We start from the raw sequence: 15,660 nt of genomic DNA, 5'->3' as shown, positions 1-15,660 counted from the left end.
TACATATAAAAAACTAACGTGTGAATTTATATTATTCATACGTTAGTTTTTTTGCTCATCATATTAAATTGCTATATACTCAAAGTAAATTATAAAGATTTTTACTTGCTCAATTAAATCGCAAAATAATTTATATTCTCTTGGATTTTATTTGTTTGAACTAATAAATTCATAATTCGCTTTTCATTATTTATTTTTCATCAGCATGATTTTTATAGTCCAATATTTATGATTGTTTATTAAAAACTGTTTTAGGCTGTCTGCATATTGGGCAGGTATAATCAGCCGGTAATTCTTCGAAAGGAACATCACCTGTATACTCATAACCACATATGCTGCATACATATTTTTCAACCTTAGCCGCTTCTATTATTGCATCTTTTACTACATCTTCCTTTACTACATCTTCCTTTACTACATTTTCCTTTATTTCAGCTTCCGCTGCTTTCGCATCCGCTCTATAAGTTGGAGCATTTTTAGGACTTTTTCCTTTTATGACCTTATGATAATAAGCATACGTCATAACTTCATCCTCTATAAGATTATCTGCATCTACAGCTTGACCTATAAAAACGGTATGTGTATCTGTCTCCATCTTACTAATTACTTTACAAATAATATAGGCACAACTTGCCTTCACAATAGGCATATCTCCACGAACATCATAGTCTACTGAATCGAATTTGTTAACATCTTTTCCCGTTTGAAAGCCAAATGTTCCAATCATTGATGGCTCTGCCTTCTCCCCCAATACGGAAATCACAAATCCTCCTGACTTTTCAATACACTGATTGGTATAGTTGTCATGACTAATACTGATTGCAAACGCAGCAGGGTATGCGGTGATTTGCATAACACTATTGGCTATGCAACCCGTTGGGCGATCACCATCCCATGTTGCAATAATGTAAACTCCATAAGATAAGTTATAAAACGCATTTTCATTCATAGTAATTCCACCTCACATTAAGTTTTAGTTTATTTTTCAATATCCGAAAAAACAAAAGATGTCATAGCAAGGCTTCCTGCCATAAACGACTTATTAAATATTGTTACTTTATCCAAATCAGTGGTTGCACCTAGCACATACAGTAGTGGATTAAAGTGTTCTGTTGTAGGAACTGAAAGTCTAGCAGCATTCCCTAATTGTTTATAATTGAAAATGCTTTCAAAATCTCTTTGCTCTACTTTTTTAGTAATATAATCATTAAATTCAATAGCCAAATCAAAACCATCTTCCATTGAATAATCCATAATTCCCAGATTATGTACGATATTACCGCTTCCTAAAATCAATATATCACTATCCCGCAATGATTTTAGTTTTTTCCCTATCTCAAAAAGCTCTTTGGATGTCGCATTCATATCAATGCTCATTTGATAAACTGGAATATCAGCGTTGGGATACATCACCCTCAACACGCTCCATGTACCGTGATCAAGTCCCCAACTATCATCTGCTCTAGCAATACCATCTAACAATTCTATTGTTTTAATAGCACTTTCTAAGCTTCCCTTTGCCTTATATTCCACATCATACAACTCTTTTGGAAACCCATAAAAATCATGAATAGTTTTTGGATTTTCAACTGTCGATACCTTTGTTCCATCTGTCACCCAATGAGCCGATATAGAAAGAATCACTTTAGGTTGGGGAATATTATCAGCAATTTCCTTCCAACCCTTTGTATATTCATTTTCTTCTATCGCATTCATTGGTGATCCATGTCCTATAAAAATTACTGGCATCATTTGCTTCACTTCCTTTTTATATTATAGTAAAAATTAAAAAATTTCAAATCAAAACTTATTATCTTAAAATTAATCAACGCCATGCATATGACAATCAAATAATTATATAACCCAATCCGATATGAATTCTTGATCAAATTCTTTGGCTTTACTGTTTTTAAATTTCAATTCAAGATTTTGAACGCTTACCCTAGTATCCTCCGGAACCGATTTTGTAATAAACGCATTACCACCAATAACTGAATTCTTACCAATGACAGTCTCCCCACCTAAAATGGAGGCTCCTGAATAAATAGTAACATTATCTTCAATTGTTGGATGTCTTTTAACTCCATGAAGATTTTGTCCTTCTCTTGTTGATAATGCACCTAGGGTTACCCCTTGATATATTTTCACATTATCCCCAATCATACAAGTTTCCCCAATAACAACACCTGTACCATGATCAATAAAAAAATATTTTCCTATTTCGGCGCCCGCATTGATATCTATCCCTGTTTCATTATGTGCATATTCCGTCATAATTCTTGGAAGATATGGTACTGATAATTTATAGAGTTCATGTGCTATTCTATAAATACATACCGCAAATATTCCGGGGTATGAAAATATTATCTCTTCCATATCTACAGCTGCTGGATCTCCATCATAGGTTGCTTGCACATCAGTTGTAATATATTCTTGTATTTTAGGTAATGATTTTAAAATGGATTGACATATTTCATCTGTTTTTTTCTCTAATATCGAATCTTCTATTTCCATATTTATATAATTCTTATAAAAAAGCACACATTTAATTTGTCTATGCAATTTTTCCTGAATACTCATCAAAAGATTCCCGACATAATATCCAATTGTTTCGCTTGCTAATTTTTTCTGCTCGAAAAATCCAGGAAATATCAATTGTCTTAACTCATTCAATATTTCGATAATTTCAACTTTGTTTGCTAAATTTGAAGAATCAAAAGATGAGAAAATAGGATTCTGTTTATAATTTGCAGTAATTTCCGAAACTAGTTGGGACATATTTTCATCAAACTCTCTACTCATTTACCAATACCAACCTTTATTTATATTTTTGAATCACACTATTTTTTATAAAATTTATTCTTATTATACATTAGATTTTATTATTTGCCTATAGGTGTCGTATTAAAAACACGCCTTGCATTTATTGATACAAATAGTAATAACTGTTATACTATAATTTGATATTTGTAAGAATCAAAAAACGGAGGTGTATATCTTGTCATTACTTGAGCTTGAAAACGTATCTTTTGAAAATGATGGTGAAACTATTCTTGAAAACATATCGGTAAAAATAGAACCAGGGGATTATATTTCAATTGTTGGCCCTTCTGGAAGTGGTAAAAGTACATTTCTTAAACTTTGCAGCCACTTAATCAATCCTACAAATGGGGAAATTACATATCGCGATAAAAAATTTATTGACTATAATCCTACAGAATTAAGAAAAACGATAACGTATTGTTTCCAAACGCCTTATCTTTTCGGTATTACCGTAATGGACAATATCAAATTTCCTTTTACTATCAGAAAGTTAGCCTTCGATAAAGATCGTGTTGATGAATTATTTTCTTTATTTCATATCACTACCGATTTTTTAAGTAAAGACGTAGCAAATCTTTCTGGCGGTGAAAAGCAAAGGATAGCCCTAATTAGAAGTTTACTGTTTAAACCTGAAATTCTACTTTTAGATGAAATCACATCTGCACTTGATGAAGACAATACAAAAATAGTAGAAACTGTTATAGAGTCACTAAACAAAGAAGGCGTTACTGTTTTATTTGTAACACATGATTCTGAGCAAAGTAGGAAATACGCAAATAGACTTTTAACAATAGAACGCGGCAAAATAAAATCATTGGAGGCCTTAAAATGAGCGGACCAAATTCAATCAGTATCACATCTTTACTTATTGTGTCTTGTCTAGTAATCATTACACTCGTTTTTTCTTATTCGCAAAAACTTAAGCTTGAAAAAGAAATCCTAATCAGTGCAATTCGAGCTGTAATTCAGCTTGTTGCTGTTGGATATGTTTTAGAATACATTTTTGGCTTTAAAAGCCCTATTTTCACAACTCTTTTACTTCTTTTCATGACCTTTAATGCTGCATATAATGCCGCAAAAAGAGGAAAAGCGATTAACCATGGAATCATCATATCTTTTTTATCTATAGCAGTAGGTACCATCGTAACTTTAACAATCCTTGTTCTCTCTAGGATAATTGTATATGAACCATATCAAATCATTCCTATCAGTGGCATGATTATCAGCAATTCGATGGTTGCGTTAGGGTTATGTTATAAACAAATATCCTCCGATTTCAAAAATAAACGGGAAGAAGTTGAAACTAAGCTTTCGCTTGGCGCAGATATATTACCCTCCTCTATTGAAATCATTAGAGACTCAATAAAAACAGGTATGCTGCCAACGATTGACTCAGCGAAAACATTAGGTATCGTATCTCTTCCTGGTATGATGACTGGATTAATACTAGCTGGAACTTCACCTGTTGAAGCTATAAAATATCAGATAATGGTTATGTTTATGTTACTTTCCACTACTTCCATTTCTTCATTCATTGCATGTTATCTGTCATACCGTAGCTTCTTCAACAGCAGAAAGCAGCTGATTTTCACAAAATAACCTATGTTACTTTCAGGAAAAAAACGGTTTTACTTTCAGAAAAGTTTTGTTTTTCTCCAAAAAAAGAGCAGTAGATTTCTCTACTGCCCATTCTTTATTTCTTATATATCAATTTATGCTTCCACAATTATTGGTAAAATCAAAGGACTTCTTCTCAATTCTTTCCAAAGATATTCATTTAAATCATCTTTGATAATATTTTTTATTTTACCCCAATCTGAAATATTCTTATCTTGACATTTTTCTAGACTAACCTTAACAATGTTTCTAATCTCTCGCATAAGTGGCTCAGATTCTCTTACATATATAAAACCTCTAGAAACGATATCTGGCCCTGACAATAATTGCATTGAGCCTTTTTCAAATGTCATCACAACAATAATCAATCCATTTTGTGATAAATATTGTCTATCTTTAAGGACGATATTACCTACGTCACCTACTCCAAGACCATCAACAAAAATCCCTTTTGCAGGAACTTGTCCAACAATTTCAGCCATTTCTTTTGAGAGTTCTAACACATTACCTGATTGTAAAAGGAATACATTTTCTTTATCAATTCCCATCGAAACTGCCAAATCAGCTTGTGCCATCAAATGGCTGTATTCGCCGTGAATTGGAATCGCATATTTAGGTTTTACTAATGAGTACATAAGCTTAATCTCTTCTTGACAAGCATGGCCTGACACATGAGTATCTTCAAAGATAACCTTTGCGCCCTTCATTGCCAATTCATTAATAACTTTTGATACAGCCTTTTCATTTCCAGGGATAGGAGTTGAACTAAATATAATTGCATCTCCTGGCTTAATTGTAACTTTCCTATGTGTTGATGCAGCCATTCTTGACAATGCCGCCATTGCTTCCCCTTGGCTTCCTGTAGTAATCAATACAAGTTTATCATCTGGGTAGTTTTTCATTAATTCAATATCAATCAAAGTATTTTCTGGTATTGTAATATAGCCTAATTCTGACGCTACTTCCATTACATTTACCATACTTCTTCCTTGAACAATAACCTTGCGACCAAATTTGCTTGCAGTATTAATAATCTGTTGCACACGATCTACATTTGATGCAAAAGTTGCTACTATTATTCTATTAGAAGTATATTCTGCAAATAGATTATCAAATGTCTTTGCTACTAACTTCTCGGATACAGTAAATCCTGGTCTTTTTGCATTCGTACTATCACATAGAAGTGCTAACACGCCTTTTTTTCCTAATTCAGCAAATCTTTGTAAATCAATTGTATCTCCAAACAAAGGTGTATAATCAATTTTAAAATCGCCCGTATGAACGATGATTCCTGCCTGAGTATGAATAGCCAATGCAGACGCATCCGCTATACTATGATTAGTTTTAATAAATTCAACTCTAAACGGTCCTAAATTAATAGATTGGCCATGTTTTACAGTTTTTCTTTTTGTCTTATTCAAAAGATTATGCTCTTTGAGCTTGATTTCGATTAATCCTATTGTTAATTTGGTTGCATACACTGGTACATTTAAATCCTTTAAGATATATGGCAATGCGCCAATATGATCTTCGTGACCATGTGTAATAAAAAATCCTTTTACTTTTTCTTTATTTTCCATAAGATAAGTAACATCTGGTATCACTAAATCTATTCCTAGCATATCGTCTTCTGGAAATGAAATTCCACAATCTACAACAATAATACTATCTTCATACTCAAATGCAGTAATATTCATACCGATCTTATCTAATCCACCCAATGGGATTATTTTAATTTTTTTACATTCTTCATTCATATCGTTCTTCAATCTTTCTCCTCAATCTAACTTTATTATCTATTAATGACTACATTTGATATTATGTCAAAACATTATTGTAGCCAACGGTGTTTGTATCGGTTCATCTATATTAGGAAATACATATATAATAAGTATTCCCCACGCATTCTTGTTTAATTATAACATTAATAGTCTCTTTACAAATTTTCTTCTTATTATATAGTATATCTAAATCTGCACGAAAATAATATGTCATATGCTGACATAATTATATAAACTTTATTATCCTATATATCTCTTTACTTTTCTTTTCACAAAATATAACATCGCATGATGCTATGATTTTTTAAAAGCTTAAAAATAAATTTTAATAGTTGTAAAGAAATAATAATTTTTATCAAGAACACTCATATCTTTGTATAATATCATCATAATGCTATAAAAGTCAATTATTATTTAACTCACTTTTTATATATTGACATTTAAAATATACATATGCTATATTTATTTAATAATAACTGAATATAACAAATTACGGTTGGGTAAATTATAATATTTACTTTCAAGCAATTTAGTTTCTGGGGTGGGAAACTCGTCATGAGTATTCCCATCCTTTTTTTATCCATTTCAAGAGTTATGTCAGAAAGCTTAACACATAATATTCGTAACCGTAAAAATGTTTAAAATACACTTAATCTCAAATTAGAAAGGATATAATCTATGAAAAATTATTCTATCAGTAAAGTTCCAAAATTATTTCAATATTTTTTTAAACTAGAATATTCTAGTGGCATATTACTTATGTTATTTGCGGTTATTGCGATCATACTAGCTAATTCGGATTTATCTTCAATTTACAATGCAGCATTACACACAGATATAACAATTGGAATTAACGATTCCAATTTCTCAATGCCAATCTCCCATATTATCAATGACGGTCTAATGGCAATATTTTTCTTTGTTGTTGGAATGGAAATCAAAAAGGAGATGTTATTTGGAGAATTAAAATCCTTTAAAACAACAATCTTACCGATTGCTGCCGCTATTGGGGGAATGATTGTACCTGCAGCTATCTATGCGATTTGTAATTATGGTCAATCCACGATCTATGGGTTTGGAATTCCTATGGCAACAGATATTGCTTTTGCCTTAGGTGCAATATCTTTGGTCGGTAAAAAAGCACCAAGAGGAATTGTGGTTTTTCTTATGACGCTAGCTATCGTTGATGACTTAGGAGCAATTATTGTAATCGTATTATTTTATACCAATACGATATCCTGGTTTTACCTTTTTATAAGTGCAATGGTTTTAATTGTTCTTATTTTAGCTAATAAATTCAAAGTAAATTCTTCTGCAGTTTTTATTATTCTCGGAATTATATTATGGTTTACCATACTTAAATCCGGTGTACATGCAACATTTTCTGGAGTATTACTTGGTATGATGATTCCTGCTACAAAGGATATCGAATCATTTGAAAATTCAATGCTGCATAAACTTGAATACAAAATTGCACCATGGTCTTCTTTTGTAATTATGCCGATATTTGCTTTAGCAAATGCTGGTGTGGTTTTTAATAGTAGTAGTCTTTCAACAATTATGACAACATCTGTCAGCGTTGGAATTATTTTAGGACTTTTCTTTGGAAAGCCATTAGGAATATTTTTAATATCATTTATATTAGTAAAATTGAAGATTGCTAAACTTCCTTCTAACGTAAACTGGATACACATGTATGGCGTAAGTGTACTGGGCGGTATTGGATTTACAATGTCAATATTTGTTTCATCTTTGGCTTTTACAGATGCAACAATATTATCTACAGCAAAAATAAGCATAATAGTGGCTTCATTACTATCTGCAACCTTTGGTTTGCTAATCTTTAAATTTATTAAACCCGTTGACAAAAAGCAAAATATCACTTATTAATATGATGTGAAAAGAGAGGTAGATTTTTTTTATTCTATCTCTCTTTCATATATTTATTAACATGCAAAAACATTCCAAAGTCCTTCATTTTTAATATTTTCTTGAATTCTATTCACATCTGTTTCATACAGATTCAGCTTCTTCATATGTTCAAATAATACAGAACCAGAAAAAGTATATTTTTTACCAAGTCCTTCTTTTGTCTGCATTTCTTCATTTACATAGGCAACCGCCTCTCCAAATGCTGTCTTTCTTGATATTTCAAGTAATGGCATATTACTTATATGTCTTGTAGCGTTATAACCCGCGAGAACTCCTGTCACGATAGCTTCCGTATGTCCTACTAAAAGTCCCGCTTTTTCTCCAGCACAAAATAGATTTTTCAAACCAATTACCTGTAATGCATTGGTTCTAGGTGCCATATCAAAAAATCTCATAGAATTACCTTTTCCTCCAGCATAAGGATCTTCATATCGTGCATTTTCAAATCCAGGGATTTTATGAAGTTTTTCTAGGGAATAAAAAGGAGTCATTAATTTCGCATGACCCGTATCTAACAGAACCATATTTTCCGAAAATTCTTTTAAGGCATACTGTTGACAGGCTTTTGCACTTAGATGATTTTCAATTAATTCTTTTGGTATTGGTATAACTGCTACCCCTTTCGTATTCAGGGCTTCTATAATTTCAGGTGACAGAGACTCCTTATAAAGTTTACAAGAACCGCTCATTGCGCCAATTGAATCATCCGCTTTTTTTCCAGTTATTTCGGATATGCCACAAATACCTGCCAGGCTTACTCTTCCGCCATAGCTTGGACATCGAATGATGCACATTGCACAACCATTACCGTACTTGATGCAATTCTTCATTGGGCCTGCAGTTCCAGTGGTATCAATAAATGCATCACCTTCATAAACATTTCCACTTGCGGTCTCAATACTTTGGATAGCACCATCTGTTACATGTGCCTTTACAACTCTTTCAATGAATTTAACTTCAACGCCAATTTCTAGCAAATAATTTGTAATGGCTACAGGCGTCTTTGCAATATCATAAAGACTAGCATGTTCATGTCCTGGAAAGCTAATATTCGTATGACGACAATTTTGATCAATAATCTTAAATATTTCACCTCCACCCATTGCTATTAGTTCCTCAGTGGCAGTAAATCTACCGTTATTTCTCATTATCCCACCTACTAGACCAGTTCCAAGTAAAGAATCTGTTCTTTCTATTAAGACTACTTCTGCCCCTTGTTTTCTTGCCATATATGCAGCGGAACATCCAGCCCACCCTCCACCGGTGATTATTATTTTCATATTCATTTCCACCTTTCTATATAAAAAAAGCAAAGAAAGCGTTTGATTTTCCAGGCTTCTTTGCTTTTTTTTATACTATTTATTATGTACAATCGTTGAAATGAGTATACCGAAACATACTTTTATTGATGCTGCAATAGAATTAGTTATTTTCTTCTATTTTTCTTAATTTGCATTCTATTTTTATTTTTATTTTTATTTTTATTTTTAATAAACAATACTATAATTAATCCAATTGCAATGATTACGCATGCAAATATCATAACAATTTTAAATATATTTTTATCAGTCTGAATATTTTGTTGCCTTACTGCCACTGATTCTACTTCTAGTTTACTTGCTTGTTCCTGCGCTTCTAGTTGCTGTTTTTCTTGCAGTTTTGCTTGCTCCTGCGCTTCTAGTTCCTGTCTTGCTTGCTCCTGATAGCTAATGATATGTTCCATCATATCATTTCCAGTGTTATTTCCAACGGTTGTACGGCACAGTCCAAAATCTGCACAGCTATATTCATATGAATCAGATACATAGAACCAACACCACTGCTGCGATACGTGCTTTTTATATGCCGCTGATGCAACTTCCACAGCATTCTTTCCACCAAATTCACTAAGCGGTTTTTTGCAATCCAAAGATAATTTATTTTCTGGATACATATGAATATATGTCTTTTTAACGTCATGTACGCCGTATTTTTCTGCTGACTCTGGATACTTTGTTCCATCCATGCTTATTGTAATTGCCTCTTGAAGTGCTTTAGATGTCAACATATGCGTTCCATGACCATACTCACCATTTGTGTCTTGTCCCACACACACTTGCGGTTTGAATCGTCTGATCTGTTCCACAACAAATGACAATGTCTTATCATATCCAAATGTTTTTTCCGCTGAGGCCAAATCTGCTGCATATATATCGTCAAAATTTCCCGTGACCGGATAATTTCTAACACCTACCGCCCATAGTCCATCTAACTTTTCATGTTCCCTAATCACTGTACCATTATAATAGTTAGAAAAATATACTACTTGAACTGCAAGTTTTTCTTGTCCTGCGTACTCAGCGAGAACTCCACCCAGAAAAAGTATCTCATCATCTGCATGTGTGGATAGTACAAGTATATCCGCTTTTTCGCAAACCGGCTTCCACCTTTCAACATCAGTAGGTAGTACTCCTGCGGAGTATGCTGTTATACCACATATCTTCTCGCTTTTTGACAATGTCATCGTAACGGTTGTCGCCCCGTCTGGTATTGCAACATACTCATGCAAAAACCCTTGCGTCCCGCATACCATAGTCTGACCATTGTATGTCAATGTCCATTGCGAAGGTTCTTTCGCCCACTCTATATACAACCCCTGCATCATGTCTTTACTAGTAATTATAATCTGTTCGGATTCACTACATGATATAGTTGTTGAATATGAACTATCCTGTAAAGCACTTGTAGCTTTGCCGGCTGATGTTTTAATTGATACCTCTGACTTAGTCGCCTGCAATGTCGTATTGTCATTTGCTATCGTTTCAGCATTCACATCTGAATTAAATACGCATAACATTAAAAATAACGCCATTATAGTTCCCGAAAAATAATATATTATATTCTTATTCATCTCTTTCAATATCTTCCTTTTTCTTAAGTATTAGCAAAACTGATATACAAATGATAATTGTTAAGGCCTAATAGCCCTTTTCTACTCTGATCCTATACCAAATATACAGCTAGAATCGATTTAAACTCTTCTTGATATAACTCCATATATTCTTTAAAATTCAACCGTTTTTCTTTTATGTAAAGTGCTAATTCATAAAGGAATTTAGGAATTGTATTTGTTAATAAATCACCATATTCTTTGGCAAAATGTGTATCAAACTCGCTCGTCATTCCACCTATATGCAACGTATATACTTCTACTGCTTGTTGCGATACTTGCTTTTTCTTACCGCAAAAACCAATATCACTCACCTGATGCCTTGTACAAGAGTTTAAACATCCCGAGATATGAATAGATGGCAATGGATTCTCTAACATTCCTTGATTTTCAAAATAGGTTAAAATATTAGATAAAAGCTTTTGAGTTTCTCCAATTCCAATTTGACAAGTTGGAACACCGATACAGCTTATACTTCGTTCAAACATTGTGGTTTGTCCTAAATGTTTAACCAAACCTAGTAACTTTTCGGCCTGCGCTAGCGTAAGATTTCGTATATACATATTTTCTTCCATACTCAAGCGAATCTGTGCCTCCGGTATTGCTTGTAGAAAGGATGTGATCTGGTTCAAATCTTCTCGTTTTAAGATTCCTCCTTTTGAATGAACAATAATCGTATACAACCCGCTCTGTCTTTGCGCAATAAGATTCTGCTGGTCGCTAAGATTATCACAGTCCTTTACTTCTGTCGATGATTGGTGCTCATTTTCAAGCACTAATTCTAAGTTTTCAGATTGTTTTACGCGGTGCAGTATTTTTTTATAACAATTTAAAAAGGCTTCTTGTCCCATACGTTTTACAATAAAACGCATTCTAGCCTTCCCTCTGTTTTCATAATCGCCTTCTTCAATTAACAAACGGATACACGCTTCCACGTGATATAAAACTTCTTCTGGCTGAACCAGTTCATCAAAAGGCACGCTAATACCGCCTTGATTTCCCAGACTGCCACCAATATATACCTTAAATAGATTGTTTCCATCCTGATTAACAGCTAAAAATCCCAGGTCTACAATCGTTGCATTAGCAGTATCATTTTCGTTGTTGGAAAATGCAACTTTAAATTTTCTAGGAAGCTTATAGCTATCCATTCTAGATAGAAAATATTTATTTACAATCACTGCATAGGGGGTAACGTCAAATGCTTCGCCTTTTTCCACCCCGGATAACGGAGATAATGAAACATTACGTGGATAATTACCACCGCCGCCTCTCGTATATAAATTACTGTTTAGACTTTTTTCCATAATAGTTATCACATCATCAAAGTTAAGATTATGAAGTTGAATTGCCTCTCTTGTCGTTAGATGCACATCTGGTAAGTTGTAGTCCATTGCAAACTTACCAATTAATTCTAAGGTCTTAATATCTAAAACACCTGACAGCACACGCAAGCGAATCATAAATTTCTTTCCTCCCTTTTGCGCATATACTCCCATTCCGCCAGAGGTCGCTTTGAATTCATTTGAGCTTATTTCGCCTCTAATAAATATGTGCCCAATTTCTTGAAATTCAATAATTTCTTTTTGATATAATTCTTTTTGCTCTTTTATCATTTCGTCCATTTTAACTTCAAATTGTTCTTTCATTATCTTTCCTCTATTTCACTTTATTCTTCTATCAATTGGGTAATAACACTACAGTATTATTACCCAATTGATAGTAAAAAATGGCCTACTCAAATGAGCGGCCACCATTCTCAAATCGTTGTGTTAAGGTCTATCAAAAGTCCTTATAATACCATATTACTATATTATATGTAACTTTATAAATATATAATATATACAGTGCTATTAATCAGATACGTATTATGTATCTTTTTCAAAATAATATAATATATTATTATCCGAATCAAACATGGCTATTGTAAAATTAAGTGAATGACTATTTAATATGTCGGTTTCTTCACTATCCGTCTGTCTATTGACAAAGCAGTAATACCCATGCTCTATTTGTGGAATACCTACACTCTCAGCAAATTTATACACATAGTTAGCATAGCCTTTACTTCCACCATACATAAGTAGATTCAAACTTTCATTCAAAGGAAACTCGCTCCATTTACCACTATTTTGTATATTAGATAACATAGAATCCACTGAATCAGCGTTATATTTTATTACTATTATTCTTTCACCATCACCATGGAACCCACCGTGAGTGTCTTCACTTTTAATAACATCACCTGATATTATTTTAGTATTTAGATTTTTTGTTAATTCATTGTTGATTGATCTCTTTTGTGTACATCCTTGTAAAGAGATTAGAACCATCATTAATATCATCATAAACAAGACAGATTTTCTCATCAAATACTCCTATAAGTAAGCATTAATTAAGTTATTAATAAGTATAATAAATATCAATAGATAATTACCTAATGTATATTGTCCCTTTGAAAATAATACTACCATAATATACATAGGTCAACAAATTTTAAAGTATTTTCAATTTATTCACAAGCACAATGAGGATTCCTTGTTATCGAATTTACCAATTTACCAATATACTCAATTAATCATTGATTTTATATAGGTCTCTACCTCATCCAATGTCTTAGCATTAGAGATTGATTTGTATGCCAAGTTCGAAAACACAAGCCCTTTTTCTGTTTCAAGAAATGCATATCGTTCTCCATCCAGAATTCCATAATCAGCGATATCTTTATAATATAGTTTAGTTCCATTTTTTTCACGAGAATAACTTTCGCTATATTGGGTAGGCATAAATATTCCTGTCATTCCTTCCCGCATTGCCGAAACTGTTCCACTATCCTCAACCCATACATGGTTACTTATTGGGCATGGAAGCAACATTGAAATAGTGTCATTTTCGTTACAATTGCCTCTGTATACTTTGCTTACATTTATTTTTGCAATTGCCATATATAGTTCGTCCCCATTTAAATTAACTATGATATTTTTTATTTCGGAAATAGTCCCCTTAAAAATAGTTGTATCACATTTTGAAAAGAGTTCTTCTTCCGATAGACTCACTAGGTCGTAGTCTTCTTGTAAATTCGACGTATTATTTGTATAATAAACTTGAATATTTCCTTTTGATAGTGAAAGGTGAAAGGCATTATTTCTACTGTTTATCAAAGAAATACCAATTACGGCAACACCAACAATTAATGCAACACTAGCAGCTACTGTAACTAATTTTATCCACCTCTTATTTGAGGAACACTTCTTTTGAACAATTCGCGCTTCCTCAATTAAATCCTCATGAATTTCGCCAATTTCTCTATAAAATTGTTTATTGTTCATACAGGATACCTTCTTTCTCAAGATAAACTTTCAATTTATTTCTAGTTCTAAAAAGTATAGATTTTAATTTACTTTCGCTTATCCCAAGCTGCTTTGAAATGTCTTTGATCGAATCTGAATACCAATAACGTCTAATGAACATAACCCTTATTTCTGAATCAATAGAGCTTAAGAAATTACTGATTGCATTTGAAACTTGCCCAGATTCATATTGCGATTCTACATTATAAACCGAAGGAATACACTCCTCTAATTCAGAAAGAAGTACGTTAAATTTACCATTTCGTTTTTTTGCAGTATTATAGTCGTATCTATCAAGCGCTATATTACGAGTCAATCGTCCTAAAAAAACGAGTAGTTTTAAAGGACGAGTCGGTGGTATTGCATTCCACGCGGCTATATAAGTGTCATTTTCACATTCTTGAGCATCTAAATGATTACAAAGAATATTGAGTGCAATAGTGCGGCAATATTTCCCGTATTTAATTGACGTTTCTGCAATAGCTAATTCAGATCGCTCCCAGTATAAATCAACAATTTTTTCATCATCCATTATCATCCCCCTCGATTGTTTATTAAGACCTTCACTTATATAGTAGGAAATCAAAATATTTGGTTGCATTTGTCATAAAATAAAAAAGCAACCAAACAAGAATTTACATCCATACGCTCATTTTTCTTGTAAACCAATGCATTAAAAAATGTGCAAACTTAACATTCGCAAAAATTATAACAAGGCCTACTATAGTCCATAATATAATGGTATATGCGCTATAGTTCAAAATCTTTATGCAGTCCAGTGCAATAATTACGCTAATAGGAGCAGCTATTATACTTGTGATAACAGCGGGAATATAACCATGCCAAATGATGGCTTGAACGATATGCATGAAAAGATGAAGAATAAAAGCAATAAATGCTCCTATCCAAATTTGATATAGGCCAAGGTACGTTGCAAGTAAACATATTACTATGCATAAGACCAAAATTTCGAAAACTGCCAAAGCCATCCCTTCGGTGCTATAAAGCATAAATAATTTCTTATACATAGGAACAAGTTTTGGTATTTTCTTTTCCATAATAGGTATGTTTTTTTTGCCCCAGATGCCAAATCCGATGATTTCCTCCAAGTCATGAAAGATAAATAAGATGGGGAAAATCCATATGTATTTTTCCAAGAACGTTGCCTCCTTAAATTGGGATGAAATATAAATACCCTTTATGTCTATTTTGAATATTATACCATATT

The 15,660-nt window shown here is 32.8% G+C and carries 14 protein-coding genes and 1 other annotated feature; of the genes, 3 read left to right on the top strand and 11 right to left on the bottom strand.

What is annotated here, in order from left to right:
* Positions 1-226 precede the first annotated feature (226 nt).
* The 3 genes from BMY18_RS10125 to epsC all read right to left on the bottom strand — a co-directional run bounded on the left by BMY18_RS10125 (position 227) and on the right by epsC (position 2,802).
* A complete protein-coding gene (locus BMY18_RS10125; protein WP_092453614.1) occupies positions 227-949 on the bottom strand; it encodes a flavin reductase in 723 nt (240 codons plus the stop codon).
* A 29-nt stretch (positions 950-978) separates the two neighbouring features.
* Positions 979-1,752 carry a 4,5-DOPA-extradiol-dioxygenase gene (ygiD, locus tag BMY18_RS10120; RefSeq protein WP_092453612.1) on the bottom strand — a complete coding sequence of 258 codons (774 nt, stop codon included), beginning with the start codon at positions 1,750-1,752 and terminating at the stop codon, positions 979-981.
* Between the two features lie 102 nt (positions 1,753-1,854).
* A complete protein-coding gene (epsC, locus tag BMY18_RS10115; RefSeq protein WP_092453610.1) occupies positions 1,855-2,802 on the bottom strand; it encodes a serine O-acetyltransferase EpsC in 948 nt (315 codons plus the stop codon).
* Between the two features lie 196 nt (positions 2,803-2,998).
* On the opposite strand from epsC, the gene BMY18_RS10110 reads away from it, so the two are divergent.
* Positions 2,999-3,655, top strand: a complete 657-nt coding sequence (locus BMY18_RS10110) for an ABC transporter ATP-binding protein (RefSeq protein ID WP_092453608.1) — start codon at positions 2,999-3,001, stop codon at positions 3,653-3,655.
* The gene (locus BMY18_RS10105; protein ID WP_092453606.1) at positions 3,652-4,422 is read left to right on the top strand and encodes an ABC transporter permease; all 771 of its coding nucleotides are present in this window, start codon (positions 3,652-3,654) and stop codon (positions 4,420-4,422) included. The genes BMY18_RS10110 and BMY18_RS10105 overlap by 4 nt, the downstream gene beginning before the upstream one ends.
* A gap of 113 nt (positions 4,423-4,535) precedes the next feature.
* Here the strand turns inward: BMY18_RS10105 and BMY18_RS10100 are convergent, their stop codons facing one another.
* Positions 4,536-6,197 (bottom strand): ribonuclease J, encoded by a 1,662-nt coding sequence (locus BMY18_RS10100; RefSeq protein ID WP_092453884.1) that lies wholly within the window; start codon positions 6,195-6,197, stop codon positions 4,536-4,538.
* 518 nt (positions 6,198-6,715) lie between these two features.
* Positions 6,716-6,772: a sequence feature (sodium ion sensor (DUF1646 type); this cis-regulatory element may regulate processes involved in with the transportation of sodium ions), on the top strand.
* Between the two features lie 127 nt (positions 6,773-6,899).
* Here BMY18_RS10100 and nhaA point away from each other — a divergent pair.
* Complete coding sequence (gene nhaA, locus BMY18_RS10095; protein WP_092453604.1) at positions 6,900-8,111, top strand: Na+/H+ antiporter NhaA; 1,212 nt, start codon at positions 6,900-6,902, stop codon at positions 8,109-8,111.
* A 56-nt stretch (positions 8,112-8,167) separates the two neighbouring features.
* Here the strand turns inward: nhaA and BMY18_RS10090 are convergent, their stop codons facing one another.
* The 7 genes from BMY18_RS10090 to BMY18_RS10060 form a co-directional block, all read right to left on the bottom strand.
* Complete coding sequence (locus BMY18_RS10090; RefSeq protein WP_092453602.1) at positions 8,168-9,433, bottom strand: FAD-dependent oxidoreductase; 1,266 nt, start codon at positions 9,431-9,433, stop codon at positions 8,168-8,170.
* Positions 9,434-9,579: 146 nt separating this feature from the next.
* Entirely contained in the window at positions 9,580-11,043 is a 1,464-nt protein-coding gene (locus BMY18_RS10085; protein WP_092453600.1) for a PIG-L deacetylase family protein, read from the bottom strand.
* A 92-nt stretch (positions 11,044-11,135) separates the two neighbouring features.
* Complete coding sequence (locus BMY18_RS10080) at positions 11,136-12,731, bottom strand: nitrite/sulfite reductase (protein WP_092453599.1); 1,596 nt, start codon at positions 12,729-12,731, stop codon at positions 11,136-11,138.
* A 219-nt stretch (positions 12,732-12,950) separates the two neighbouring features.
* The gene (locus BMY18_RS10075; RefSeq protein ID WP_092453597.1) at positions 12,951-13,451 is read right to left on the bottom strand and encodes a hypothetical protein; all 501 of its coding nucleotides are present in this window, start codon (positions 13,449-13,451) and stop codon (positions 12,951-12,953) included.
* A gap of 201 nt (positions 13,452-13,652) precedes the next feature.
* The gene (locus BMY18_RS10070; RefSeq protein ID WP_092453596.1) at positions 13,653-14,411 is read right to left on the bottom strand and encodes a hypothetical protein; all 759 of its coding nucleotides are present in this window, start codon (positions 14,409-14,411) and stop codon (positions 13,653-13,655) included.
* On the bottom strand, positions 14,401-14,964 hold the full coding sequence (locus tag BMY18_RS10065; RefSeq protein ID WP_092453594.1) for an RNA polymerase sigma factor: 564 nt from the start codon (positions 14,962-14,964) through the stop codon (positions 14,401-14,403). The genes BMY18_RS10070 and BMY18_RS10065 overlap by 11 nt, the downstream gene beginning before the upstream one ends.
* A gap of 103 nt (positions 14,965-15,067) precedes the next feature.
* Complete coding sequence (locus tag BMY18_RS10060) at positions 15,068-15,589, bottom strand: HXXEE domain-containing protein (RefSeq protein WP_092453592.1); 522 nt, start codon at positions 15,587-15,589, stop codon at positions 15,068-15,070.
* Positions 15,590-15,660 lie beyond the last annotated feature (71 nt).

It is taken from the genome of [Clostridium] fimetarium (assembly GCF_900111235.1).
GTDB classification, from domain to species: domain Bacteria; phylum Bacillota; class Clostridia; order Lachnospirales; family Lachnospiraceae; genus Clostridium_N; species Clostridium_N fimetarium.
This window is presented reverse-complemented; position numbering and strand designations above follow the sequence as displayed.

Excerpts from the sequence above, each read along its gene's own strand:
- nhaA (WP_092453604.1), top strand. The coding sequence starts at position 6,900 with ATGAAAAATTATTCTATCAGTAAAGTTCCAAAATTATTTCAATATTTT.
- BMY18_RS10070 (WP_092453596.1), bottom strand. The coding sequence starts at position 14,411 with ATGAACAATAAACAATTTTATAGAGAAATTGGCGAAATTCATGAGGAT.
- BMY18_RS10100 (WP_092453884.1), bottom strand. The coding sequence starts at position 6,197 with ATGAATGAAGAATGTAAAAAAATTAAAATAATCCCATTGGGTGGATTA.
- BMY18_RS10105 (WP_092453606.1), top strand. The coding sequence starts at position 3,652 with ATGAGCGGACCAAATTCAATCAGTATCACATCTTTACTTATTGTGTCT.
- BMY18_RS10085 (WP_092453600.1), bottom strand. The coding sequence starts at position 11,043 with ATGAATAAGAATATAATATATTATTTTTCGGGAACTATAATGGCGTTA.
- BMY18_RS10125 (WP_092453614.1), bottom strand. The coding sequence starts at position 949 with ATGAATGAAAATGCGTTTTATAACTTATCTTATGGAGTTTACATTATT.
- BMY18_RS10090 (WP_092453602.1), bottom strand. The coding sequence starts at position 9,433 with ATGAAAATAATAATCACCGGTGGAGGGTGGGCTGGATGTTCCGCTGCA.
- BMY18_RS10065 (WP_092453594.1), bottom strand. The coding sequence starts at position 14,964 with ATGGATGATGAAAAAATTGTTGATTTATACTGGGAGCGATCTGAATTA.
- BMY18_RS10080 (WP_092453599.1), bottom strand. The coding sequence starts at position 12,731 with ATGAAAGAACAATTTGAAGTTAAAATGGACGAAATGATAAAAGAGCAA.
- BMY18_RS10075 (WP_092453597.1), bottom strand. The coding sequence starts at position 13,451 with ATGAGAAAATCTGTCTTGTTTATGATGATATTAATGATGGTTCTAATC.
- epsC (WP_092453610.1), bottom strand. The coding sequence starts at position 2,802 with ATGAGTAGAGAGTTTGATGAAAATATGTCCCAACTAGTTTCGGAAATT.
- ygiD (WP_092453612.1), bottom strand. The coding sequence starts at position 1,752 with ATGATGCCAGTAATTTTTATAGGACATGGATCACCAATGAATGCGATA.